Consider the following 25,561-nt stretch of genomic DNA (forward strand, 5'->3'; position numbering starts at 1 on the left):
AAAAAAAGAATTCCGCACTGCCGATATATAAAGAAAAAGGGGGAATTGCAATGTATCACACCCTGAAACCGATAATGGCCGCGGCCTTGTGTGTCGGCCTGTTCTCCGCCGCGGCGCCCGCGCACGCCGAGACGCACGACCGGGATGTTATCGTGGTGTACAAAAATCAAAACGGCAAGGAATCCGCCATAGACAGCGGAGCGGATGTGGAACAGACCTATCAGCATCTCCCGGCAGTCGCCGTGTCAGCCGATTCACAAACGGTGAAAGACCTGAAACAGGACCCTGACATCTTATATGTAGAAGACAATGTATCCTTTCAGGCAGCAGGCGGTTCTGATATCCGCCCGTTATCAGCGGCCCAAAGCAGCAGTTACGCGCTGCCGCAATGGGATATCAAACCGACTCAGGTCAAGCAGGCGTGGAAAGAAGGCTTGACGGGAAAAAAGGTGAAAGTGGCTGTCATTGACAGCGGCATTTATCCTCATGATGATCTGTCCATTGCGGGAGGCTATTCCGCAGTCAGCTATACTTCCTCATACAAAGATGACAACGGACACGGGACGCATGTCGCCGGAATCATTGCGGCCAAACATGACGGATACGGCATTGACGGTATTGCGCCGGATGTCCGGTTATATGCGGTTAAAGCATTAGACAGAAAGGGTGCAGGGGATCTTAAAAGCCTTCTTAAAGCGATCGACTGGTCGATCGCCAATAAAATGGACATCCTCAATATGAGCCTCGGAACTAACGCAGACAGCAAAATTCTTCACGACGCCGTAGACAAAGCATACAAAAAAGGAATCGTGATCGTAGCCGCCGCAGGAAACGACGGCAACAAAAAACCGGTCAATTATCCGGGCGCCTACAGCAGCGTAACGGCAGTCTCAGCGTCAACTGAAAAAAACGGACTCGCGGCTTTTTCCACGACCGGAAAACAAATTGAATTTGCCGCACCCGGCACCAATATTACGAGCACGTATCTGAATCAAATGTACGCCACGGCTGACGGCACATCTCAAGCCGCGCCCCACGTCACCGGCATGTTCGCGCTGCTCAGGCAGAAATATCCCGAGGAAACAAATACACAGCTCCGGCAGCAGATGCAGCAAAACGTCAAAGATCTGGGCGCTCCCGGACGTGACAGCCGATTCGGATACGGCCTGGTGCAATATCACGTAAAGCAAAAGAGCTTTGCCGAACGGGCCGTAATAAAAGCGGAAAAGACGAAAAAACAGGCAGATATCAATCAAGCAAAAACGGCCGTCAGCAAGCTGTCCAAGTCAAAGGGAAAAACCGCTCTCGAGTCCCGGATCAATAAAGTTCAGACGGCAAGAAATGTGACGGACGCAAGAGACAAAGTCCGGACTGCCGAAAAACAAAAGAAAAAAACCGCCGTTAATGCCGCACAAAGCGCCATTCGCAAATTACCGGCCGGTTCAGAGAAAAAAGGGCTGCAAAAGCGGCTGAACGCTGTCAACTCAAGCCTTTTGAAAACAGCTGAAGCCAGCGTCAAACAGGCGGAAAAAAAGACCTCTGAGGCCAGCACCGCAAAAGCCCAAAAAGCAGTCAGCGAAATCCAGCCGGGAAAAGAAAAAACCGCTCTGGAAAAACGGCTTGACCGGATAAAAGATAAACTCAACCGGCAGCAGGCTAGAGACAAAGTAAAAACGGCTGAAAAAACCAAGACGAAAAAAGCAAAATCAGCGGCGCAAACGGCAGTCAGCCGATTGAAGCCGTCTGCCGAAAAGAACGGCCTGCAAAAACGCGTGCGTGCGATTCGGGTGAAATAGAAAAAAAACGCTTATGAGCCGGATAACGGCTTCACAAGCGTTTCATCACACCTGCCTATTGGTTCATGGCCGGGCGGTCGATCGTGTTCCATTTCGTAAAGGACATATATCGGAAATAATGATCACGATACGGGTGCGAGGTGCCTGTATTCCAAGGCTTGTCGCTGCCGCAGAAATGGACGATGGCCGGTTCGGCACGTGTTTCTCTGTAACGTATACGGTCGATCAGTTCAGGAGGCGTTTTCTCATTCATGATAATATGCGTCTGCGCGTTCCAGCGCGGATGCAGTTCATGCCATTGATCATATAAGATCGCGTTAAGCGCGTCCTGATCATGAAACACGAGAAAATCCTCCGAGCTGTTTTCGTTGATAAAATCAATCACCTTTTCGGAAATATTTTGTTTTCTCCAAGGTTCGAAATCTATAATCATAATGCCGGAATTAAAATACTTGGCAGTTTCGCTGATATTCATTTTTTTCAGTCTTTCATGCTGTCCGGCGTCTTCTACTGCCGCAACTATTGCCGGGGAAATATCCAAGTCCCATAAAACCGAAATATCTTCCATCACAATTGCATCGCAATCGATGTAAATCATCCGCTTTACGGACTCATCCTTAATTAAATCAGGGATGGAAATGCGGTAATAAGCCGCTTTTGTAATGTGGCTGCTTTCGACTGCATGCTTGTATTGATCAGCGTCTACTTCTAAAAATTCAAGCGGCGTCCCGAATGACATCGCGGTCTGTTCAAGCTTGTCCTTGTTTTCGGCAGTAATTCCGCCGTCAATCACATATAATTTCGCATCCCTTGTTTTATCCATATTCATCAATAAAGAAGCGAACATCCCACCCAAATGACGAGCATAATGATCATCGGCACATGATACGATATGCATTGTTTCATTCTTTCCCACTGATATTCATCTCCCTTTTTGTTGTACAAATGTCTTTCCCTTTTTTAAAAAAGTAAACCTCGATCTTACACATTTTTTCTGCGGGAATGTGCTGTTTGCAATTTGATATCTTTTGCATTCCCTGTTCAAATTCAATCAGGATTTCAGCCTGAATCATCGTCAGAATATATCGCGCAGGAAAGCGAAAACACGTAAACATAAAAACAACCAGCCGGACTGCACATAAAAGCGGTCCGGCTGGTTGTGATGCGTCGATCGTTTAATCGACTTCTTTCTTAATCCCAAGCATCTTTTCGTCTAAATAATGGGCAATGTCCGCCGCTTCCTTCAGCTCGTCGGTCAGATGCTTTGGGACTTCGTTATTTAATTTGTAATAAATTTTATGTTCAAGACTCGCCCAAAAATCCATGGCGATGGTGCGGATTTGAATTTCCGCCTTCACATATTCCACACGATTCGTCAAATAAACGGGAATTTCAATGATCAAATGCAGACTGCGGTAGCCGTTCGGCTTCGGTTGTTTGATATAATCCTTCACCTTTACGATCTTCAGGTCCTTATGCTGCTTCAAAACCTCAGCGACATTATAAATATCGGAAATAAAGGAACAGATAATCCTGACACCCGCAATATCATGAATATGCTCTTTCATTTCCTGCGTCGTCACATCGCAGCCTTTGCGCATCAGTTTATTGACGATACTCTCAAAACTTTTCACGCGTGATTTTGTATGCTCGATCGGGTTATGCCCGTGAATCAGATTATATTCCTGGCTGATGATAGAAAACTTCGTATCCAGCTCATCTAAAGCGAATTTATAAACTAATAATTCATTTTTCCAATCTTCCATGACCGTTTTCAAATCATCCATATGGGCTGTTGACAAGTCCATTTTTTTCATCTCCTTGCTTTGCTGTCCGTATATGAGACGTGTCAGTCCGCGGTCAGGTTCTTTACAATATCGTGAAGATTATGTCATAAAAAAAAAGCAAATGCCGGTTATGGCATTTGCCCTTTCATTTGATCAGCGGAAATAACTGATCAGGAGTCCGATGGAAAGCAGGAATCCGAAGAATGTATTGGTTTGCGCCGTTGATTTCATCGCAATAATCATGTTCATCGGCATTTCGTTTTTCACAAAGCCTTTCACGGCCTGAACGGGTTTCGGCACGCTCAGGAAGACCAGGAACAGCCACGGGCTTGTGTAACCCATGATGACAAGACCGATGATCCAGATGTAAGCGATGGCAAAAGATGCGGCCAGTATCATGACGGCCCCTCTATGCCCCATCAAAATGGCCAGGGTTTTACGTCCGCCCTTTTTATCTTCCTCAATATCACGGATATTGTTGGACAGATTAATGGCTCCGACCAAGATGGCGATCGGGATGGAAATCAAAATGCTCTGTTCATTAATTCTGCCTGTCTGAATGAAGAAAGAAATAAGGACAAATACAGAGCCCATGCAAATGCCGGAGAACAGTTCCCCGAACGGTGTATACGCAATCGGCAGCGGGCCGCCCGTATACAGATAGCCGATCAGCATGCCGGCAAGGCCGATAGCCGCAAGCCACCAGCTGCTGCTCATGCAGATATAAACACCGAGCACGAGGGCAATCGCATAAGAGCCGAGCGCCAGCTGCAGAATTGTTTCCGGCTTCATGCCGTGGCGGACGATCGCTCCGCCGATACCGACGGAATCCTCCGTATCTAAACCGCGTTTAAAATCGTAATATTCATTGAATAAGTTCGTGGCGATCTGGATCCAAAGGCAGGAAAACAGCATGGCCAAAAACAGCAGGAAATCAACCTTTACGTAAAACATCGCCAATACGGTGCCGAGAAGTACGGGCACAAACGATGCCGTCAATGTATGAGGGCGGGTTAGCTGCCACAAAATGCGGCCCATGCTTTCTTTCTCGGGCGTCTTTTGGCTGCCCCCCATATTGTTTTGATTCATTTTCCTCTTCCTTTCTATTAAAAGGCTTTCACAGTCAGCCGATAACAGTAGTGTTGAATTGGGGTTTTCACGTTTTCTGCTACCTTATCTATCATAATAATTTCTTCCTCATTTCACAAGATGCGGCGCTTTATCGGCTATCCTGCCGGAAACGGCTTTTCGCCCTTCTCCATTGGGGTTCGGCACAAGCCTGCTTAAGAAAAAGCCGCCAAAATTTTTTTACCTCGTTTATATTTACGATAAGTTAAAAATCCCGCCTGAACAGCGCCTTTTTAGTATGATCATTTGCCAATTTATACATGCGTGTTTTCCATCCTTTTGTTTCTCATTCATTTTTAAGGAAATTTTAAGCTTAGGATATTAGACATATTTTGAAACTTTTTGTTAATCTAATCGTCATATACTGGTGTAATTATTGAATACGCGGGGAAGGAATTTTGAATATGATGCAAAAATTAAAACGTGCTTATGAAAATACATTGATCAAATGGACGTTTCATACGGGCTTTTATTTTCTGATATTAGTATTGCTCTTTTGGATGTATGGATTTCATACAGCGAATACCGGCACTTATATTTACAACGATTTCTAATCGGGGAGGATAACTATGAAACTACTTGATGCTATAAAAACATACGCAGACGCCAAGCCGCAGGCCGAAGCGTTTCGTTCCTTAGATCATTCCCTCACTTACGGGGAATTATGGGATTTGTCGGAGCGGGTTGCGTCCGGCATTCAAAAACATACAGCTGACGGTTCGAAAGCGCCTGTCCTGGTTTACGGACATATGGAGCCGAATATGATCGTTTCTTTCTTAGGAAGCGTCAAAGCGGGCCGCCCTTACATCCCTGTCGATGTTTCCATTCCGGCGGAGCGGATCGTCAAAATCATTGAAAGCTCAGGCGCAGAGCTGCTTATCAGCGTATCGGGCGATGCAGTCGATACGGGAAGCAATCTGATTAAAACCGTTACGCCCGAAGAGCTTGCAGCTGACGGAGATGCAGACCTCAGCCGTGAGAATTGGGTAAAAGAGCTGGATACATTTTACATTATTTACACGTCCGGCAGCACGGGAAATCCGAAGGGCGTGCAGATATCGGCTGATAACCTGCAAAGCTTCACTGACTGGATCTGCAGGGATTTTCCTGTGGGCGGGGGTAAGACTTTCTTAAACCAAGCTCCGTTTTCTTTTGATTTATCTGTCATGGACATTTTCCCGTCGCTTCAAACGGGAGGTACGCTGCATTGCGTAACGAAAGACAAAATCAATAAACCGAAAGTACTATTTGAAGAGCTGGAGAAATCCAAACTGAACGTCTGGACATCGACGCCGTCTTTCGTCCAAATGTGTCTGATGGACCCCGGCTTTACGCAGGAGCTCCTGCCTGAGACAGAAGTATTTATGTTTTGCGGAGAAGCGCTTCCGGCTGCCGTGGCACAGGAACTGTTAAACCGTTTTCCGAAGGCCCGCGTATTCAATACATACGGCCCGACTGAAACAACGGTTGCCGTCACCTCCGTTGAAATTACGCAGCAGATCATCGATGAACATGAATCTCTGCCCGTCGGTTTTGCAAAACCCGATATGAATATCTTCATCATGGATGAAAACGGGAATAAGCTTCCGGACGGAGAAAAAGGGGAAATCATCATCGCGGGCCCGAGCGTGAGCAAAGGCTATCTCGGAGAGCCTTCTCTGACGGAAAAAGCGTTTTTCCCGATCGACGGCCAGTGGGCATATCACACGGGTGATGCCGGTTATGTTCAGGATGGTCAGATTTTCTGCCAAGGACGCCTTGATTTCCAGATTAAGCTTCACGGCTACCGCATGGAGCTGGAGGAAATCGAAGTACATGTAAGGCAGTCTCAATATGTGCGCACGGCGGTTGTCATCCCGTATCAGCCTAACGGACCTGTCGAATATTTAATTGCCGCCATCGTGCCTGAAAAACATGATTTTGAAAAAGAATTCCAGCTGACAAGCGCCATTAAGAAAGAACTGGCCGCTTCGCTTCCGGCCTACATGATTCCGAGAAAATTCATTTATCAGGATCACATCCAAATGACTGCGAACGGAAAAATCGACCGTAAACGCATTGGCGAAGAGGTTCTTGTATGACGCCTTACAGCTCGTTTTTCTTCTTTATCTTACTTGGAATCCTTCTTTTGCCGACGATTATTTTAGGGCTGAACGGCAAGAGATTCCAAGGATACAACATGTTTATATCCATCATCGTATTGGCTTTGATTTTCGCGCATGATCTGCACGGCGTGATCGCACTATGTATCTTTACGCTGTGGCAGGTGCTTTTAATCAGGGGTTATCTCGCTTACAGACTGAAAGCCAACAGCGGCTTTGTCTTCAGTATGGCCGTGATCGCGTCCATTTTACCCCTGTTTTTATCTAAATTATGGCCGTTTTTCTTTCCGCCGGCGCCTCATCACCCGGTTCATAACCTGATCAGTTTCTTAGGAATTTCTTATTTGACATTTAAAGGCGTCCAGCTGATCATGGAAACGAGAGACGGGCTGATTAAAGAAAAAATGCCGCTTCACCGCCTTTTGTACTTTATTATGTTTTTCCCGACCATTTCTTCCGGTCCGATCGACAGATACCGCAGATTTGCCAAGGACGAACAGAAAGTATGGACAAAGGGAGAATACGCTGATTTACTGTATACCGGCATTCATAAAATTTTTATCGGTTTCTTATACAAATTCATTATCGGATATGCGATTAACACGTATTTCATTATGAATCTGTCCCATATCACCCACAGCAAACTGTGGGGTAATGTGCTGTACATGTACGGATACAGCTTGTACCTGTTTTTTGATTTTGCGGGTTACACGATGTTTGCCGTCGGTGTAAGCTATATCATGGGCATCAAATCTCCGGAAAACTTTAATAAGCCGTTTATCAGCAAAAACATTAAAGACTTCTGGAACCGCTGGCACATGTCCTTATCCTTCTGGTTCAGAGACTACGTATTTATGCGCTTTGTTTTCTGGATGACAAAGAAAAAATGGATAAAGAACCGGATGGCCGTCTCGAACATCGGGTATTTCCTGCTGTTCATGCTGATGGGCGTCTGGCACGGACTCGCCCTGCAATATATTGTATACGGCCTGTACCACGCCGTATTAATGACCGGGTATAACTTTTTTGAGAAATGGAATAAGAAATACAAGTGGCTGCCCGCCAATCGTTTTACGGCCTTTTTAGCCATCGTCATCACATTCCATTTCGTATGTTTCGGATTTTATATTTTCTCAGGAAAACCATTTCATCACTAAAGGAGATTGAAAACACATGGAATTTAAACAGGAAGTATTAGACGTATTAGCTGAAGTTTGTCAGGAGGACGCTGTGAAAGAAAATCCTGATATTGAAATCTTTGAAGAAGGACTGCTTGATTCTTTCGGAACTGTAGAACTGCTTGTCGCCATCGAAAACCGCTTCGGCATTACAGTGCCGATCACTGAATTTGACCGTGACGAGTGGAATACGCCAAACAACATTGTAAACAAACTGACTGAGTTGAAGTAAATGAAAAAGCGTTTCTTTGGACCAATTATTTTAGCGTTTGTCCTGTTTGTCGGAGCTATCGCAGTTCCGGCTTCATGGCTTACGCGCTTCATTCCTGAAAAACGTGTCGAAGAGTCGGCGGCAGCCTTAAATCCGAATATGTTCCAGGGACTCTATCTTCAAAACAAAATGTTCGAAGACTCGAAGTATCTGCCGATTTTCGGTTCTTCCGAGCTTTCAAGACTGGATGAGTTTCACCCGTCCAACTATTTCCAAGTGAACAACCAAGGCTTTACGCCTTATCTTGTCGGAAAAGGCGGGGACCAATCCTTGATACACGCCGTGAACTTTGCGGCGCATTATCAGCAGCTGAAAGGCAAAAAACTGGTATTCATTGTTTCTCCGCAATGGTTTATCAAAAAAGGTTCTGATGAACAGCACTTTGCGCCGAATTTTTCATCACTTCAGGCATTGGATTTAGCATTTAATAACCAGATTGATCCCGCGGTCAAAAAGAACATGATGAAGCGCATGCTCCGTTTTAAAGTCGTTCAGCATGATGCCGTCCTTTCTGAATTGTACAAGGGAATGGTCAACGGACAATCATGGAAAGTGAAAGCGGTCATGCCGGCCGCCAAAGCTTATTATTCTCTGCTTGAGAAAAAAGATCTTTATTATTCAATGGGAGAAAACAAGGGCCCTGAACGGACGATCTCTGAAAACCTGAAAGGGAAATCGTGGTCAGAGTTAAAAACAGCCGCCGCTCAATTAGGAGAACGGAGCTCCAAGTCCAATCCTTTCTATATCGATGACGCTTCTTATAAAAAGATTAAGAAGAAAGTAAAGAGAGTGAAAGGAATCAACAAAGGAAGAACATACGCCAAATCAGTCGAATACCACGACTTTGAGGATATGCTGGACATTCTGAAAGATGCCGGCGCTGAACCGATGTTCGTGGTTATTCCGGTCAACGGAAAATGGTATGACTACACCGGCTTCCCGAAAAAAGGCCGGACTGATTACTACAAAAAAGTCACTAAGCAAATTAAAGCGAAGGGCTTTCAGGTTGCCGACTTATCCGGGCACGAATATGATCCGTACTTTATGAAAGACACCATCCATATCGCCTGGAAGGGCTGGGTGTACGTCGATAAAGCAATGGAGCAGTTTTACAAAAACGGCAAGGTGACGGTTCACTGAGCACGGTGATGACAGAATACGTAAAAACGAACACGCAGGGGGGCATTCTCTCCCCTGCTTTTTATGTGATTTGATTTTTTCACAAATTTGAGGAAAACTATTGCGAATATTTGTTGAAGGTATACAATAGAATATAAATTATTTTCAAATAAGTTTGACAATAACACCAATAGGGAGACAGAACATTATGAAACAAGATATTCGTGTTGAATTGACTTCAGCCAAAAAACCGAAACCGGACCCCCATGACCTTGCGTTCGGCAGAATTTTCACCGACCATATGTTTGTTATGGATTACGATGCCGATCAAGGCTGGTATGATCCGAGAATTATCCCTTATCAGTCCATCTCAATGGATCCTGCGGCCATGGTTTATCATTACGGCCAAACCGTTTTTGAAGGGCTTAAAGCGTATGTAACGAAGGATCAGGAAGTGCTTCTGTTCAGACCGGAGAAAAATATGGAGCGCCTGAACCAATCAAATGACCGCCTTTGCATCCCGCTCATTGATGAAGAGCTTGTTCTTGAAGGCCTGAAACAGCTCGTAGCCATCGACAAAGACTGGATTCCGAAAGCGGAAGGCACTTCCCTTTATATCCGTCCGTTTATCATTGCGACTGAGCCTTTCCTCGGTGTAGCGGCATCCCATACGTACAAGCTGTTTATCATCCTTTCCCCGGTCGGCTCTTATTACAAAGAAGGCATTAAACCGGTAAAAATCGCCGTGGAAAACGAATTCGTGCGCGCCGTCAAAGGCGGCACCGGAAACGCGAAAACCGCCGGCAACTACGCATCAAGCCTGAAAGCGCAGCAGGTTGCGGAAGAGAAGGGATTTTCCCAGGTTTTATGGCTTGACGGCATTGAGAAAAAATACATCGAAGAAGTCGGCAGCATGAACATCTTCTTCAAAATCAGCGGCGAAATCGTGACGCCGGAACTGAACGGAAGCATTCTTGAAGGAATTACGAGAAATTCCGTCATCACCCTTCTCAAACATTGGGGACTGACTGTGTCTGAGCGGAAGATTTCGATCGATGAAATCATCCAGGCGCATCGTGACGGCCGATTGGAAGAAACATTCGGAACCGGTACGGCGGCGGTCATTTCTCCGGTCGGCGAATTGATCTGGAATGATGAAAGTCTTGTCATCGGCAGCGGTGAAACCGGAGAGATCTCGAAGAAATTGTATGATACCATTACAGGCATTCAAAAAGGCGCGGAAGCCGACGTGTTCGGCTGGACGACGGAAGTCGCCTCACTAAGCGAATCAAAATAAGCAAAAAACCCGGAATCGAATCCGGGTTTTTTTACTGCTCTTATGCTTCAATCGACTTAAAGAAATGAGGCAGATGTTCTTTGTGGGCCTCAAGCATTTCATCCAGAATGGCCTTTGCCACGGAGTCTGACGGGACGAGAGGGTTGATCGTCATCGCAAGTAGCGCCGTTTGATAATCTCCCGTGACGGCTGCTTCAGCGGCGACACGCTCAAATGATTTGATTTGCTGGACGAGTCCGCGGACAGACACCGGCAGATCACCGACGGCGATCGGTTTCGGACCGTCTTTCGTCATAACACAGTTCACTTCGACCGCTGAGTCATTCGGAATGCTGGCGATCGCGCCGTTGTTGATCGTATTGACGGGCTGGATATCATGTTTGTCGTTATAGATGGAGCTGATCAGGTTGCAGGCCGCGTCACTGTAGTACGCTCCGCCCCGTTTTTCAAGCTGCGGCGGTTTGATGGCGAGATTCGGATCTTTGTACAGTTCGAACAGTTCTTTCTCAACCTTCTGCACGACCTCGGCGCGTGTGCCCTCCGTCTGTGACGCTTCTATTTCATGCTCGAGCATTTCTTTCGTTTTGAAATAATAGCGGTGGTAGCCGCAAGGAATCAGATCGAGCGCCTTCAGGAATTCAGGCTCCCATTCCGCCCCTGAAATATTTTTCATCGTCATGGCGTTTTTCGGGTCTCCCATGGCTTCAATGACTTGATCTTTCACGCTGACGCCGTCTAAGAAAACATCTAATCCGAAGACCATGTGATTCAGCCCGGCAAATTGCACTTCGATCCGGCTGACATCCACGTCCAATGCTTTTGCGACGCCCATTTTAATGCCGATCGGCACATTGCAGAGGCCGACGACTTTTGTGAGATTCGAGTAGCGGAGCAAGGCCTCGGTAACCATGCCGGCAGGGTTTGTGAAATTCACGAGCCATGCATTCGGACAAAGCTCTTCGATGTCTTTCGCGATTTCCAGAATAACCGGGATGGTGCGCAGCCCTTTGAATAAACCGCCCGGACCGTTTGTCTCCTGGCCGATTACGCCGTATTTTAACGGAATCCGTTCGTCTTTGGCGCGGGCCTCAAGAAGACCGACGCGGAATTGAGTCGTTACGAAATCCGCATCCTTCAAGGCTTCTCTCCGGTCAAGCGTCAGGTGAATCTCTATCGGAACACCCGCTTTTTCGACCATGCGTTTTGCAAGCGTGCCGACAATATTGAGTTTTTTCTCGCCTTCGGGAATGTCGACGAGCCATAATTCTCTGACAGGCAGTTCCTCATAGCGTTTAATGATGCCTTCCACAAGCTCCGGTGTATAGCTTGAACCTCCGCCGATCGTTACAATTTTAATTCCTTTTGTCATATTTTTGCTCCCCCTTGCAGACTCACTTTTTCGTAAATCTCGACTAACTCAGCGGCCAAGTCTTTCACGGTCATGGCATTCATTAAATGATCTTGCGCATGCACCATTAAAAGCGTCATGTCTGTTTTTTCTCCGCCGGCTTCATTTTGGATCAGTTCTGTCTGATAATGATGGGCTTCGGTCAGTTCCCTTGCGGCTTCCTGAAGCTTTTCTTCCGCCATGGCTCTGTCCCCCCGCTTTGCGGCGGCAATGGCTTCCATTGATGCGCTTCTGCCGTTGCCGCCATGCAGGATGATCTGAAAAATGGTCTGTTCCATTTTTTCATTCATGTGTTTCACTCCCTTTCTCTACAGCACGGCTTTTTCGTCTCCCTGTACGGCTGGCGCCTGCGATTGTTCAAGTTCGTTTTCTTCTTTCAGCTTTTGCGAATCCCACATTCTGAAGAACGGATAGTACACGATAAAGGCTGTGATGATGTTAATCGCCTGCATGACAGCCCCTGATATTTTTCCGCCCGTGGCAAGATAGCCGGAGAAAATCGGCGGCATCGTCCATGGGACGGCAATGCCGGCAGGTTTGGCGACGAGGCCAGTGCTCATGCCGATATAGGTAAGGACCAGTGTGACAAGCGGTGTGATAATGAACGGAATGAGAAGCATCGGGTTCATGACGATCGGCATTCCGAAAATAATCGGCTCATTAATATTAAAGACGGCCGGCCCGATGGCGAGTTTCCCAAGCTGCTTCATCTGCTTGCTTCGCGAACGGAGAAACATGGTGACCACGAGCGCCAGTGTCGCGCCGCTTCCGCCGATGTTGATCCAGATTTCAAAAAACTGCTGGGTGAAAATATTCGGAAGCGCATCGCCCGCCTGAAACGCAATCCGGTTGGCATCCATCGCTCCGAACCAGATCGGCGCCATGACGCCGCCGACTATGTTCGCCCCGTGTAATCCGCACGCCCACAAGAGCATTTGAACCGCTTCGGCTATCAGGCTTCCGCCGAGACTTCCCCCAAGAATCGAGAGCGGTGTCCCCAGTACAACGCTTACAATGTTATGAAGGCTTTCAAACGGTGTCGCTTCGACAATTAAACGCGCGCCCCAGATCAGAAAGATGACGGCAAAACCGGGAATTAAAGCGATAAACGATTTACTGACCGCAGGAGGCACGCCGTCCGGCATTTTGAAGACGAAATTCCGCTGGATGATCAGGCGGTAAATTTCCGTCGACAGCATGGCGATGATCATCGCGACAAACAGCCCTTTGCTTCCCATGAGAGACAGCGGGATGCCGCCGCCGACCATGATTTCCTCTTTGGCGCCGGAAGGCAGAAACGGAACTTTGTACGGCGTTGCCAAGAGAAACGCCGCCAAAGATATCGCACCGGCCGATAAAGCGTCCACACCGTATTTTTCGGCCAGGCGGTAGGCGATTCCGAAAGCGGCGACAAGACCCATGATTTCAAAGGTCGCATCAACCGGATATTGCAGTTTTTGAGACCAGGCGCTTCCGAACGTTTTTGCCATGAAATCCGCATATCCCGGAATCGGCAGGTTGCCGATGATCAGAAAAAACGAACCGATGATGATAAGCGGCATGGTGAGGATGATCCCGTCACGCAATGCTTGCAGATGCCGCTGGGAGGCAATTTTTCCGGCAATGGGCATGACTTTCTCTTCTAAAAACTGGTTCACCTTATTCACACGGCCCGCCCCTTTCTACGATGCGTTTCCGAGCTGTTCCGCTGATTTCAGAACCTCCGCTCCGTTGCATGTGCCGTAATGGACGGTATTGATGACTTCAACCGGCACTCCTTTTGATTCACCCAATTTTTTCAGCTGCGGAAGCAAATAACGGACTTGAGGCCCAAGCAGCAATACGTCCGCTTTATCAATATGCTGGTTGACTGAATCGCCTGACACCGCCCAGATTTTATATTCTTTTCCTTGTTCCTGCGCGCTTTTTTCCATCTTGGTGACGAGTAAGCTTGTTGACATCCCTGCTGCACAAACGAGTAATATATTCATGTAAAAGACCTCCTGAAAGTTTGATATTTTGTATGTCTCGATGTTAGTACCATCATATTATGAAATCGCTTTCATAACTACTCAGGCTTTTTCCGCTGTTAACGGAAAAAAGGTGTATCCCGGTCTTTCTCTGATCGTTTGTCTCTGAATACTCGTAAAACCTCCTGATAGGCTGTGCATTTTAAGAGACGGCTTACCGCGGCCGGATCATCTAACATCCCGCCGAGCCATTTGTACATATGCTGGAGGTCGGCTTTGCTTTCTTTCTCGACGCAGAGCAGGCAGACAAATTGGACACGCTTATCCGCCCAGTCAATCGGCTTCTTCAGCGTGCATACCGCCCAAAACGTCGTGTCTGTCTGCGGAACGAGCGGGTGCGGAATCGCCGTAAGATTGCCGAAACTCGTAGGAGAAATCGCTTCCCTTTCAAAAATAGAATCGGTCAGAGAATCAGAAGCGAGGCCGGCTTCTGCAACCTGCTGTCCGAGAAAACGGATGACGTCCTCCTTCGTCTCCAGATCCTGTTGCAAAAATACCAGCTCCGGTTTCAGAAAGTTCAATTGTTCCCGCTTTTCTTCCAGCATGGCGTCGATTTTTGTAAAATCCCCGCTGCCCAACAGCGTATGAACCTTCAACACGGGAACGGGCAGGTCTTTTTTGATCGGCACTGTGCTGACCACAAAATCAATCGACTCAAAGGAAAGCTGGTCAAGGCTGCAGTAATCAGCCGTTCCGACGATTTCAAGACGCTTTGCGAACCGGGAACGGAGCTTTTCTCTTAAAAGCTGTGCGCTGCCGGCGCCGGACGCACAGACAATCAGACAGCGCTTAGGCGGCCGTTCCGTCTTTCTCCTTTCGATGGCGGCTCCGAAATGAAGCGCCAAATATCCGATCTCATTCTCATGAATATCAATGCCGGTTTGCTCCTTGATCACGATTCCCGCAATCACTCCCGCTTCAAATGCGAGCGGATAATTTTCCTTTATGGCGGAGAGCATCGGGTTTCTCAGGTTCATTCCGTACCGGTTTCGGTTAATCGCCGGCTTGATGTGGAGCGCAAGACCCGCTTTCAGCTCATTGTCGTCCGTGATTCCGAGCTTCAGCTCCCGCTCAATGGCCTCGATCATGGCCTCCGTCAAACGGCTGGTTTCTCCGTCTATCAGCCTTGTAAGCTCTTTTCCTTCCAGTTGTGACTGGGTCATGCGCTTTGTCCCGAGCAGGTGAATGGCGATATAGGCGGTTTCCTGTTCGGGAAAGGTGACCGAAAGCGCCGATTCAAGCTCTTTTACGATGGCTTCCGCTGACTGATATTCTGTTTCAAGCTTAATATCATGAAGATCTTCCGGAATGAGAGATACATAGTTTTCTGTCCGGATTCGTTTGCAGGCAATGGCGATATGGATGATGAGATTGTTCAGGCCGAAGAAAGAAAGCGGGATCTTATGGTTTCGAACCTGCTTCATAATGGCTGATCGGATCACTTGAATGTCGTCTTTCGGCAGAATACCGGCCTTTTCACTCAGGAGATCAGGCTCAGGCTCGCGGTCGTCCACTAAGTATTCCGCCATACAATAACGGAGGCGGAGCTCTTCGCCGCGCAGCTTAAAGCCGTAGTTCGGCCTTGTTTCCAAAATGATGTCATAGGGGCGGAGCCGTTTTTTGACTTCTTTTAAATCAGATTGAAGTGTGGATTTACTGATGAATAGTTCTTCCGCCAAGTCATCCAGCTTGAGGTAGCCGTCGGCCAGAAGCATTCTTTTCATAAGGTAATCTATCCGTTCATCGGGAAAAATCGGCACGGTGCTGTTCTGCTGGAAATTGTCCTGAAGCCAGTTTTTAAACGGCTGCTCATTCCGGATCAGCAGCTTATAGCCGCTCCCTCTGACAGATTGAATGGATGCGCCGTGTTTTTCTACAATGGTTTGCAGTTCCTTTATGTCATTGCGGACCGTCCGCGTCGTTACCTTTACATTTGCAGCGATGACTGAGCTTGTAACCGGTGTTTCAGCAGCTAAAAGCAAGCGCAAAAGTTCACGAAGCCGCCCATGAAGCATGAGAAAAACCTCCTATCAGATCAGATGCAGACGTGAAAAATGGGCAAATAGAATGAGGAAGGGGTAAATGTATGTAAATTCTATAATGGGGAGGATTTCAAGTCAATGCGGCAATCCGATGCCAAGCCCGTAAAAAAACAGCCGGATCAGCCGGCTGTTCGGGATGCGGACATGCGGTTCCGCTTAGATGCCTTCCGTTCTTTTATGATTTTTCTGATGATCGGATAGATGACGGGCGCCCATTTGATAATCGTTTTGAAAAATTTTTTCAATGTCTGAATCCCCTTTCTTTTACCTTGTCTTTCCCCTGTTATCAGCGTTTATAAACATGGTCAGCGTGAGACATACCGGTTCCCCGTCACCCAATAGCGCCACGGATAATCCCGGGCTTCTCCGCTGTTGTCAATCCCGATTCTCGGGCCTGTTGATATATGCTCAGGCGTAAAGCCCTCCGTAATATACAGCGGCGGTTCCGTGATCATGCCGCCGTAGTCGTTCATTGAAATGCCCATCGCCTTCGTCAGTTTTCCCGGGCCGTTTGTCCACTCTCTCGGGGGTCTGCCCGGTCTCCTGCTCTCCATCAGGAACTGTCCTTCATGAGGCTCCGCCGCCCTGATTAACACGGCCTGCGGAATGCCGATGTCCGCGGCGACGACGTTCATTAATGTATGAGTGTGCATGACGTATGTATAAATGCGGCCCGCCTCATGGAACATAATTTCCGTCCGTTTCGTGCGCCGGTTGCCGAAGCTGTGCGCCGCCCGGTCTTCCGCTCCCATATAAGCTTCCGTTTCCACGATAAAACCTGAAGCCGTTCCCTCATCCGTCTCCTTCACCAAGAGACAGCCGAGCAATAAAGGGGCAAGCTCCACTGACGGTCTCTGGTAAAATTCAATCGGCAAAGGCTTTCGTTCTCCCGCCATTTGCCTCCCTCCTTTCTGAATATAGCGATTTCCTCTTTCACGTTTTTCACTTCTTTTTTACAATATAAACATGAGAGAAAAAAAGGACATTATTGTTGAACGCTCTATTGCGTTTTGAAAATCGGCTCGGTATAATATGATGGTTCAAATGAAAATGATTCTCATGTTCAATAAATACCGGACAATGATCATAAAAGTAGGTGAATTGATTTTTGAGCGATTCTGTCAGGTCCGCAAACCGTCTGATCAGCATCTTAAAAAATGGGGTTTTCTTCCTGATCGCGGTGATCGGGCTGCTTGTATCTATTTTTTTCGCCGTCTCATTCGGCGCGAAAGACATTACTTTACATACGGTTTGGTCGGCTGTTGCTGATTACAATCCGAATATAACGGGCCAGCAGATCATTCATGAATTGCGTCTTCCGAGGGTGCTCGGGGCGGCCGTTACAGGAGCCGCTTTTGCCGCAGCCGGCGCCCTCATGCAGGGTGTCACGAGAAACCCGCTTGCCGATTCGGGTGTCTTAGGCGTAAACGCGGGCGCCATGTTTGTTGTTGCGCTCAGTTTTGCTTTTTTCCCTCATTTGTCATACGCCCTGCTGATGGTGATGTCATTTTTGGGAGCACTGGCAAGCACCGGCTTGATTTTCTTTATCAGTGCGGCGGGAAAAGGCAGCATGACACCTTTAAAAGTGACGCTTGCCGGGGCGGTCGTGGCCGCTCTTTTACATTCACTCAGTACCGGTGTGGCGATTTATTACGATTTAAGCCAGGATTTGGCCTTCTGGTACGCCGGCGGGGTGTCAGGGATCAAGTGGGCTCATCTACAAGTCCTTGTTCCCGTGATTGCGGTCTTCATCATTCTCGCGACATTCATGGGCCGGTCCGTCACCCTTCTCTCAATGGGAAATGACGTGGCGGCGAATTTAGGGGTGAACACGGCTCTGACGCGTGCCGCCGGATTAATGATCGCCGTCGTTCTTGCCGGTGTGTCTGTTTCCGCTGCCGGCGCGATCGGCTTTGTCGGGCTGGTCATTCCCCATATCGCGCGAAAGATCGTCGGCGTTACGTACAGGCTGATTATTCCGATGTCCGCGTTACTCGGCGCGATTCTATTGATTTTGGCTGACCTGGCCTCGCGCACGGTCAGTCCCCCGAGGGAATTGGCGATAGGCATTATGGTCGCACTTGTCGGTGTCCCTTTCTTTCTTTATATTGCCCGCAAGGAAGGGAGAGACTTATAAATGAAAGTGCAGAAAGAAACAAAAAAAGCGGCGGCGGCAGGACTCATTCTGCTGGTCATCGCCGTTTGCATTATTCTGATCGGGCTGCATACGGGCTCATTCCGGCTTTCTCCTCTCACGGTGGGAAAAACGCTGTTCGGATACGGCACGTTTCAAAGCACAACCGTTTTATTCGATTACCGGCTTCCCCGGATTCTGGTGACGATGCTGGCCGGCATCGGTTTAGGAGTGTCGGGCGCTATTTTGCAGGGTGTATCCCGAAATCCGCTTGCCGATCCGGGCATTCTCGGACTGCATGCCGGCGCTTCCTTCGGTTTGATGATGTATATCACGTTCTTTCATTCCCTGGAGGCGCAGGCATCGATGTTCATCCCGCTGTTTACGTTTGCGGGCGGAACACTCGCCGCCCTGCTGATCGTAGTGCTTACGTACGACAGGCTGAACGGTTTTTTAACGATCCGCATGCTGTTAGTCGGGATCGCCGTTTCCGCGGGCTTCAGCGCCGTTACATTGTTTATGTCGCTGCGACTGAATGAAGAAACTTATACATTCGCTTCCCGCTGGCTGGTGGGAAACGTCTGGGGCAGGGATTGGATTCACGTGTGGTCGCTATTGCCCTGGATCGGCATTCTCGCACCGCTTGCATGGCTGAACGCCCGGTCTTTGAATATTTTAATGCTCGGTGACCAGGCAGCCGCGGGGCTCGGCGCACACGTGCAGAGAAAAAGGATCATGCTGATCGCCATAGCGGTCGGCTTGTCCTGCGCGAGCGTCGCGATGGCCGGGGGAATCGGCTTTATCGGCTTTGCCGCCCCTCACTTGGCAAGACGGCTCGTCGGCACCATGCATCAGCATATTATCCCGATTGCGGGATTAATCGGACTCGTCATTCTTGTCGCGGCAGACACCATCGGCCGGTCTTTGTTTCAGCCGAACGCCATTCCGGCCGGCGTGGTTGCGGCAGCCATCGGCGCGCCGTATTTTCTCTATCTCGTCATGAAAATCAAATCATAAAACAAGGAGTATTCCCATGAAAAAAATAATTGCGCTCGTCAGTTTCATGTGTATTTTCTTATTGGCTGCCTGCCAATCCGATTCAACACAGCCGGAGTCAAAAAAGAAATCCGGCGATCATAAAATCGCTTCGATGTCCATTCACCTGACAAATGATCTGCTGGCTCTCGGCGTTACACCTGCCGGTTCCGTCGTGGGCGGAGAATTGAAAGATTTTCTCCCTCATGTGAAAAATCAGCTGAAAGACACGAAAAAACTCGGACCTGCCTCAGACCCGGATATGGAAGCTTTACTTGAGCTGAATCCAGACAACATTTATCTTGATAAAGAATTTGCGGGAAAAGATGTGTCAAAATACAAGAAAATCGGAAACACACACGTTTTCGACCTTGATAAAGGCACTTGGCGCGATCATTTAAAAGATATCGGAAAAATCGTCAACCGTGAAAAAGAAGCGAAAACATTTATTCAAGATTACGAAGATGAAACAAAACAAGTCAGATCCATGATGAATAAGGAATTAGGGAAAAACGCCAAAGTCATGGCGATCCGCGTGAACGCAAAAGAGCTTCGCGTCTTCAGCACACGCCGTCCGATGGGACCGATTCTGTTTGACGATCTGAAGCTGAAACCGGCTGACGGCATTAAAGAAATGAACACCTCCCGCCCTTATGAAGTCATTTCTCAAGAAGTGCTGCCTGATTACAACGCAGATGCGATTTTCGTCGTCGTTAACAGAGACGACAAATCACAGCAAGCCTATAAAGAATTGCAAAAAAGCGCTGTATGGAAAGGGCTGAAGGCCGTGAAAGCAAACCACGTCTATAAAATTGCCGATCAGCCTTGGCTTGATTATTCAGCACTGGGAAATAAATTAGCAATGGATGAAGCGAAAAAACTGTTCCAAAAATAAACACGAGCCGGTTTTGCAAAAAGTGCAAGGCCGGCTTTTTTATATTGTCGTTTACTTATATAAACATCTGCTTATATAATAGTGTAAAAAAGGAGTGAGCGCATGGAACGAAGGCATCATGCTTTAAGTTCCGAAGGGATCAGCCAGTGCCTCAAACTTCTAAGCGACCCGACGAGGCTTTTGATGCTGAAGCTTCTGAAGGATAAGGAATATTGTGTCTGCGAGCTGACAGCTATTTTTCATATAAGTCAGCCCGGCATCAGCCAGCACTTGAGGAAGTTAAAGAACGCCGGCCTTGTGCGGGAAAGACGCGAGGGCCAGTGGCGGTACTATGCCATTCATCCGTCCGGTCCGGAATACGCGCTGGTTTGCTCGATTCTGCAGCAGATAGATGAAAAGGACGAAGTTTTACAGACATTGCGGCAAAAAGAAGTCACTGTTACATGCCGGTAAGGGGGATATATTCTTGGGAGTTGCGGTTTTATCAGCGCTGATTTTTGTGCTGACACTTGTGTTTGTCATATGGCAGCCGAAACATATATCAATCGGCTGGTCTGCCTGCGGCGGGGCGGTCCTCGCTTTGATCGCCGGAGCAGTCAGCCTGCACGATATCGCGGAAGTGACGGGAATCGTCTGGAATGCGACACTTGCCTTTATCGCCATTATTATCATTTCATTGATTCTTGACAGTATCGGTTTTTTTGAGTGGGCCGCGCTGCATATGGCCATGGCGGCCAAGGGCAGCGGGCTGCGGATGTTTCTCTATGTGTCGGTCTTAGGGGCTGTTGTCTCCGCCCTGTTTGCCAATGACGGAGCGGCGCTCATTTTGACCCCGATCGTACTGGCGATGGTGCGGGCTTTGAATTTACCTGAAAAGCTGGTTTTTCCTTTTATTATCGCCGGAGGATTCATCGCCGACACCACCTCGCTTCCGCTCGTTGTAAGCAATTTGGTCAATATTGTATCCGCCGATTACTTTCATATCGGATACATTGAATATGCATCACGCATGCTGGTGCCCAACCTTTTTTCTCTGGCGGCAAGCATTTTGGTGCTGTATCTCTATTTCAGAAAAAACATTCCGAAACGGTATGACACCGGTCTTGTGAAACATCCGGCATCCGCGATTAAGGATGAACGCCTTTTCCGGTTATCGTGGGCTGTGTTGGCCGTTTTATTGATCGGATATTTCGTCAGCGAACTGCTGTCGATACCCGTTTCCTTCGTTGCCGGCTCCATCGCGGTCATTTTTCTCATTCTGGCGCAGCGAAGCCCCGCCGTCCCTGCGAAACAAGTCATCAAGGACGCCCCGTGGGCCATCGTGTTTTTTTCTGTCGGCATGTATGTTGTCGTGTACGGCTTGCGGAATGCCGGACTGACGGATCTTCTTTCTCAGCTTATACAGAAAGCGGCGGATCACGGTTTGTTTGCGGGCACACTCGGAATGGGGTTTATCGCGGCGATCCTCTCCTCCGTTATGAATAACCTGCCGACGGTGATGATTGACGCCATAGCCATCAGCGGAACGGACGCTCACGGGCTGATGAGAGAAGCATTGATTTACGCGAATGTTATCGGTTCGGACCTCGGGCCGAAGATCACGCCGATCGGGTCGCTGGCGACGTTGTTATGGCTCCACGTGCTGAGCCGGAAAAACGTGAAAATTTCCTGGGGAATGTATTTCAAGACAGGTCTGATATTAACCATTCCGACGTTATTCATCACCCTGATCGGACTTTATTTATGGCTGTTATGGCTCGCTTGAGATGAAAAACCTTTTAAGTTGAATCTTAAAAGGTTTTTTTGTGTCAAAAATCCGAAAAGTAAAACTTTTATATTTTAAAAGTATAGACATTTAGTTTTAAAAGATTATAATATTCATGAAAACGTTTTAACTTTATGAAAGAAGGGATTTCTCATGAAAAGAATTTTATTAGCCTGCAGCTCAGGCATGTCCACCAGCCTTCTTGTTACGAAAATGCAGAATTACGCCCGCTCCATCGGTGAGGAAGCCGAGATTTGGGCAGTCGGACAGGATAAAGCAAAAGAAGCGATGAAAGATGCAGACGTCGTACTGATCGGCCCGCAGATGAGTTTTTTAAAAGGTGAGCTTCAGAAAGAGGCGGACCCGCTTCACATCACCGTTGATGTGATTGATATGATGGCATACGGCATGGGAGACGGCAAAAAAGCATACGAACAGGCCGTTGCCTTGATTGAGAACAAATAAAGGAGGCGATAAGCATGGAAACGTACACGGATGAACAGATCAGTTTTCAGCTGATTCTTCACAGCGGCAATGCCCGCAGCAATATTATTCAATCGATACGCGCATATAAAGACGGCCGGACAGATGAGTCAGACACCTTTCTGACAAAGGCTGAAGAAGAACTGGGGAAAGCGCACGACATCCATTTTCAGATGATTCAAAAAGAAGCCGGCGGCGCCAAGACGGATGTCTCTCTGCTTTTTATGCATGCTGAAGACCACTTAATGTCAGCGCTTTCAATGAAAGAGCTCGTCAAAGAAATGCTCGATTTATTTCAATCAAAGAATTTATAAAAAGCCGGGGGTGAAGACGTGTTTGAGAAAATCAGCCAATTCCTTGTTCCGATCGCGGGCAAATTAAACAATAACCGCTACTTGCAAGTCTTACGGGATGCTTTTATGCTGGCGTTTCCGCTGACCATTTTCGGTTCGGTGTTCGTCGTGCTGACGAACCTGCCGTTTTTAAACAAAATCATGAGCAGCTCCGCCCTGTCTGTCTTTCAATCCGGATTTGGCGGCGCTTCGACGGCGACGATGGGGATTATGTCCATTTTTGTCGTCTTCGGGATCGGCTATTACCTTTCCAAAAGCTACGAAGTGGAGGCCGTATTCGGCGGAGCGATCGCATTGGTTTCTTTTCTGCTGCTCACCCCGTTCGTTTTAGAGCCGGAAACGGGCAAAGCGGTCGCAGGCGTCATTCCGGTTGACCGGCTTGGAGCAAAAGGGATGTTTCTCGGCATGATGACCGCATTTTTGTCAGGTGAAATCTACAGAAGAATCGTTCAGAGAAACTTAACGATTAAGATGCCTGCCGGTGTTCCTCCGGCTGTTGCTAAATCGTTCGCCGCATTGATTCCGGCTTTTATCACGCTTACCGTCTTCCTCTTGATCAATGCGGCTGTCACCCAGATCTTTCACACCAATCTGCATGATGTCATTTATCATACGGTTCAAGCCCCGCTTGTCGGACTTGGAAGCGGTATCATTCCTACATTAATCGCTGTTTTCTTTATTCAGATTTTATGGTTTTTCGGACTTCACGGACAAATCATTATCAATTCCGTGATGGACCCGATTTGGAATACATTACAGGTCGAAAATTTAGCTGCGTATACAGCGGGAAAAGAGATTCCCCATATTATTTCTAAGCCGTTTATGGAGATTTACACCGTCGGAATGGGCGGAACCGGAATGACATTGGCCATAGTGATCGCCATCTTGCTTTTTATGAAAAGCAAACAGATGAAACAGATATCCAAACTCGGTCTCGCGCCGGGCATCTTCAACGTCAATGAGCCGGTTATTTTCGGTTTGCCGATCGTGATGAACCCGATCATTATCATTCCGTGGGTCATCGCGCCGATGGTTGTCACCCTTGTCACCTACCTGGCCATGTCGGCGGGGATCGTGCCCCCTCCTACCGGCGTGACCGTGCCTTGGACCGTCCCCCTTTTCATTAACGGGATTATGGCGACCAATTCCGTCATGGGCGGCATTATGCAGCTGGTCAACCTCTGTATTGTGTTTGTCATCTGGTTCCCGTTTCTTAAAGCGCTGGACAAATTAAACATGGCAAAGGAAAAAGAAGCTGAGACCGAGCAGCATGCCCGGGATGACAGCATGAGTATGTAATCAAAATCGCAGTAAGGGAGAGAAATCAATTGACTGAATCAAATATTCAATATCGTTTTCCGGAAGGATTCTGGTGGGGGTCTTCCGCCTCCGCCACCCAAACAGAAGGCGCCGCTGACAGAGACGGAAAAAGCCAAAACATATGGGATTACTGGTATGAAAAAGAGCCGAGCCGTTTTTTTAACGGCGTCGGCCCCGGCGACACGTCACGTTTTTACGATCAATACAAGGAGGATATCCGGCTGATGAAAGAAATCGGCCATAACTCCTTCCGGCTGTCTATTTCCTGGTCAAGATTGATTCCGGACGGAACTGGCGAGGTCAATCAGAAAGCGGTCGCGTTTTATCAGGACGTCATCGATGAAATGCTTGCCCATCGCATTGAGCCGTTTGTCAATTTGTTTCACTTTGACATGCCGCTCGCCCTTCAGCGTAAGGGGGGCTGGGTCAGCCGGGACACCGTTGACGCGTTTGAACATTACGCCGAAACCTGCTTTTCGCTATTCGGTGACAAGGTGAAAAAATGGTTCACTCACAACGAGCCGATTGTGCCGATTGAAGGCGGCTACTTATACGACTTTCACTACCCGAATCACGTTAATTTTCAAGAAGCGGTGCAGGCCGGTTTCCATACCCTGCTGTCGAATGCAAGGGCTGTCAAAGCCTACAGAGAATTGAAACAGGACGGACAAATCGGAATCATTCTGAATTTGACGCCTTCTTATCCGAGAAGCTCACATCCTGAAGATGTCAAAGCGTCCCGGATTGCCGACGCCTTTTTCAACCGCTCATTTTTAGATCCCGCCGTAAAGGGCGAATTTCCTGAGGAGCTTGTCGAGATTCTCAAGGCGGAAGGCTTTCTGCCGCGTTATGAGAAAGAAGATCTCCGCCTCATTCAGGAGCATACGGTCGACCTGTTAGGCGTGAACTACTACCAGCCGAGGCGCGTCAAGGCAAAAGAACATGTTCCGAATCCGCATGCCCCTTTCCTGCCTGAGCGTTTCTTCGACCCGTATGTCATGCCCGGCCGGAAAATGAACCCTCACCGCGGGTGGGAAATTTACGAAAAAGGAATCTACGACATTCTCACCAATCTCAGAGAACATTACGGAAATATCGAGTGTTTTATTTCCGAGAACGGCATGGGAGTAGAAGGCGAGGAACGCTTCCGCGATGAAAACGGCATCATTCAGGATGATTACAGGATTGAATTTATCCAGGAACATCTCAAATGGGTGCATCGGGCCATCGGAGAAGGTTCAAATGTAAAAGGCTATCACCTGTGGACTTTCATGGACAACTGGTCTTGGACAAATGCTTATAAAAACCGCTACGGCTTTGTATCTGTCAATCTGGAAAACGGGGGCGAACGAACCGTCAAAAAAAGCGGCCGCTGGTTCAAATCCGTTTCCGATCAAAACGGATTTTAACAGATGAGG

26 protein-coding genes are annotated in these 25,561 nt (G+C 48.0%); 16 read left to right on the plus strand and 10 right to left on the minus strand.

Annotated elements, in window-relative coordinates; all coding sequences use genetic code 11:
- Window positions 1-50: 50 nt before the first annotated feature.
- Window positions 51-1,796 carry a S8 family peptidase gene (locus NYE68_RS20420; protein WP_156240514.1) on the plus strand — a complete coding sequence of 582 codons (1,746 nt, stop codon included), beginning with the start codon at window positions 51-53 and terminating at the stop codon, window positions 1,794-1,796.
- A 55-nt stretch (window positions 1,797-1,851) separates the two neighbouring features.
- Here the strand turns inward: NYE68_RS20420 and NYE68_RS20425 are convergent, their stop codons facing one another.
- From NYE68_RS20425 to NYE68_RS20435, 3 genes are all read right to left on the minus strand, one after another.
- Window positions 1,852-2,712, minus strand: a complete 861-nt coding sequence (locus NYE68_RS20425) for a glycosyltransferase family 8 protein (protein WP_015418500.1) — start codon at window positions 2,710-2,712, stop codon at window positions 1,852-1,854.
- A gap of 259 nt (window positions 2,713-2,971) precedes the next feature.
- Window positions 2,972-3,604 carry a GTP pyrophosphokinase family protein gene (locus tag NYE68_RS20430; RefSeq protein WP_015418501.1) on the minus strand — a complete coding sequence of 211 codons (633 nt, stop codon included), beginning with the start codon at window positions 3,602-3,604 and terminating at the stop codon, window positions 2,972-2,974.
- A gap of 132 nt (window positions 3,605-3,736) precedes the next feature.
- The gene (locus NYE68_RS20435) at window positions 3,737-4,672 is read right to left on the minus strand and encodes a 1,4-dihydroxy-2-naphthoate polyprenyltransferase (RefSeq protein ID WP_053573934.1); all 936 of its coding nucleotides are present in this window, start codon (window positions 4,670-4,672) and stop codon (window positions 3,737-3,739) included.
- Between the two features lie 443 nt (window positions 4,673-5,115).
- Between NYE68_RS20435 and NYE68_RS20440 the strand changes: the two genes are divergently transcribed.
- From NYE68_RS20440 to NYE68_RS20465, 6 genes are all read left to right on the plus strand, one after another.
- The gene (locus tag NYE68_RS20440) at window positions 5,116-5,265 is read left to right on the plus strand and encodes a teichoic acid D-Ala incorporation-associated protein DltX (protein ID WP_003150882.1); all 150 of its coding nucleotides are present in this window, start codon (window positions 5,116-5,118) and stop codon (window positions 5,263-5,265) included.
- A 15-nt stretch (window positions 5,266-5,280) separates the two neighbouring features.
- Window positions 5,281-6,792 (plus strand): D-alanine--poly(phosphoribitol) ligase subunit DltA, encoded by a 1,512-nt coding sequence (gene dltA / locus NYE68_RS20445; protein WP_324636231.1) that lies wholly within the window; start codon window positions 5,281-5,283, stop codon window positions 6,790-6,792.
- Window positions 6,789-7,970, plus strand: a complete 1,182-nt coding sequence (gene dltB / locus NYE68_RS20450) for a D-alanyl-lipoteichoic acid biosynthesis protein DltB (protein WP_012118762.1) — start codon at window positions 6,789-6,791, stop codon at window positions 7,968-7,970. Before dltA ends, dltB begins: the two co-directional genes overlap by 4 nt.
- 16 nt (window positions 7,971-7,986) lie before the next feature.
- Entirely contained in the window at window positions 7,987-8,223 is a 237-nt protein-coding gene (gene dltC, locus NYE68_RS20455) for a D-alanine--poly(phosphoribitol) ligase subunit 2 (RefSeq protein WP_003150875.1), read from the plus strand.
- The gene (gene dltD / locus NYE68_RS20460) at window positions 8,224-9,402 is read left to right on the plus strand and encodes a D-alanyl-lipoteichoic acid biosynthesis protein DltD (protein WP_033574349.1); all 1,179 of its coding nucleotides are present in this window, start codon (window positions 8,224-8,226) and stop codon (window positions 9,400-9,402) included.
- 184 nt (window positions 9,403-9,586) lie between these two features.
- Window positions 9,587-10,678: a branched-chain amino acid aminotransferase gene (locus tag NYE68_RS20465; protein ID WP_025650062.1), complete on the plus strand. Its 1,092-nt coding sequence runs from the start codon at window positions 9,587-9,589 to the stop codon at window positions 10,676-10,678.
- A 40-nt stretch (window positions 10,679-10,718) separates the two neighbouring features.
- Here NYE68_RS20465 and licH read toward each other — a convergent pair whose 3' ends face one another.
- The 7 genes from licH to NYE68_RS20500 form a co-directional block, all read right to left on the minus strand.
- Window positions 10,719-12,047, minus strand: a complete 1,329-nt coding sequence (gene licH, locus NYE68_RS20470) for a 6-phospho-beta-glucosidase LicH (protein ID WP_014419213.1) — start codon at window positions 12,045-12,047, stop codon at window positions 10,719-10,721.
- Window positions 12,044-12,376 carry a PTS lichenan transporter subunit IIA gene (gene licA, locus NYE68_RS20475; protein WP_003150867.1) on the minus strand — a complete coding sequence of 111 codons (333 nt, stop codon included), beginning with the start codon at window positions 12,374-12,376 and terminating at the stop codon, window positions 12,044-12,046. Before licA ends, licH begins: the two co-directional genes overlap by 4 nt.
- Window positions 12,377-12,394: 18 nt before the next feature.
- The gene (celB, locus tag NYE68_RS20480; RefSeq protein WP_015240833.1) at window positions 12,395-13,753 is read right to left on the minus strand and encodes a PTS cellobiose transporter subunit IIC; all 1,359 of its coding nucleotides are present in this window, start codon (window positions 13,751-13,753) and stop codon (window positions 12,395-12,397) included.
- Window positions 13,754-13,768: 15 nt separating this feature from the next.
- Window positions 13,769-14,077: a PTS lichenan transporter subunit IIB gene (gene licB, locus NYE68_RS20485; protein ID WP_003150863.1), complete on the minus strand. Its 309-nt coding sequence runs from the start codon at window positions 14,075-14,077 to the stop codon at window positions 13,769-13,771.
- Between the two features lie 98 nt (window positions 14,078-14,175).
- Complete coding sequence (licR, locus tag NYE68_RS20490; RefSeq protein WP_324636219.1) at window positions 14,176-16,131, minus strand: transcriptional regulator LicR; 1,956 nt, start codon at window positions 16,129-16,131, stop codon at window positions 14,176-14,178.
- A 146-nt stretch (window positions 16,132-16,277) separates the two neighbouring features.
- Window positions 16,278-16,403 (minus strand): hypothetical protein, encoded by a 126-nt coding sequence (locus NYE68_RS20495; RefSeq protein ID WP_003150859.1) that lies wholly within the window; start codon window positions 16,401-16,403, stop codon window positions 16,278-16,280.
- Between the two features lie 60 nt (window positions 16,404-16,463).
- The gene (locus tag NYE68_RS20500) at window positions 16,464-17,054 is read right to left on the minus strand and encodes a DNA-3-methyladenine glycosylase (protein ID WP_007407743.1); all 591 of its coding nucleotides are present in this window, start codon (window positions 17,052-17,054) and stop codon (window positions 16,464-16,466) included.
- A 242-nt stretch (window positions 17,055-17,296) separates the two neighbouring features.
- Here NYE68_RS20500 and NYE68_RS20505 point away from each other — a divergent pair, with 242 nt between their 5' ends.
- From NYE68_RS20505 to NYE68_RS20545, 9 genes are all read left to right on the plus strand, one after another.
- The gene (locus NYE68_RS20505; protein ID WP_042635747.1) at window positions 17,297-18,295 is read left to right on the plus strand and encodes an iron ABC transporter permease; all 999 of its coding nucleotides are present in this window, start codon (window positions 17,297-17,299) and stop codon (window positions 18,293-18,295) included.
- Entirely contained in the window at window positions 18,296-19,309 is a 1,014-nt protein-coding gene (locus tag NYE68_RS20510; protein WP_007407745.1) for an iron ABC transporter permease, read from the plus strand. It abuts the gene before it with no gap.
- Between the two features lie 16 nt (window positions 19,310-19,325).
- Complete coding sequence (locus NYE68_RS20515; protein ID WP_007407746.1) at window positions 19,326-20,222, plus strand: ABC transporter substrate-binding protein; 897 nt, start codon at window positions 19,326-19,328, stop codon at window positions 20,220-20,222.
- A 102-nt stretch (window positions 20,223-20,324) separates the two neighbouring features.
- On the plus strand, window positions 20,325-20,675 hold the full coding sequence (locus NYE68_RS20520; protein ID WP_025285481.1) for a metalloregulator ArsR/SmtB family transcription factor: 351 nt from the start codon (window positions 20,325-20,327) through the stop codon (window positions 20,673-20,675).
- A gap of 13 nt (window positions 20,676-20,688) precedes the next feature.
- Window positions 20,689-21,987, plus strand: a complete 1,299-nt coding sequence (locus tag NYE68_RS20525) for an arsenic transporter (RefSeq protein ID WP_324636218.1) — start codon at window positions 20,689-20,691, stop codon at window positions 21,985-21,987.
- Between the two features lie 153 nt (window positions 21,988-22,140).
- On the plus strand, window positions 22,141-22,452 hold the full coding sequence (locus NYE68_RS20530) for a PTS sugar transporter subunit IIB (RefSeq protein WP_007614670.1): 312 nt from the start codon (window positions 22,141-22,143) through the stop codon (window positions 22,450-22,452).
- A 14-nt stretch (window positions 22,453-22,466) separates the two neighbouring features.
- Window positions 22,467-22,784: a PTS lactose/cellobiose transporter subunit IIA gene (locus NYE68_RS20535; RefSeq protein WP_007407750.1), complete on the plus strand. Its 318-nt coding sequence runs from the start codon at window positions 22,467-22,469 to the stop codon at window positions 22,782-22,784.
- Window positions 22,785-22,802: 18 nt separating this feature from the next.
- A complete protein-coding gene (gene celB, locus NYE68_RS20540; RefSeq protein WP_012118772.1) occupies window positions 22,803-24,122 on the plus strand; it encodes a PTS cellobiose transporter subunit IIC in 1,320 nt (439 codons plus the stop codon).
- 29 nt (window positions 24,123-24,151) lie between these two features.
- A complete protein-coding gene (locus tag NYE68_RS20545) occupies window positions 24,152-25,552 on the plus strand; it encodes a glycoside hydrolase family 1 protein (protein WP_033574344.1) in 1,401 nt (466 codons plus the stop codon).
- The last annotated feature ends 9 nt before the right edge of the window (window positions 25,553-25,561 follow it).

The sequence above is a fragment of the Bacillus sp. FSL R5-0447 genome (genome assembly GCF_038606125.1).
In the GTDB taxonomy this organism is placed as follows: Bacteria; Bacillota; Bacilli; order Bacillales; family Bacillaceae; genus Bacillus; species Bacillus velezensis.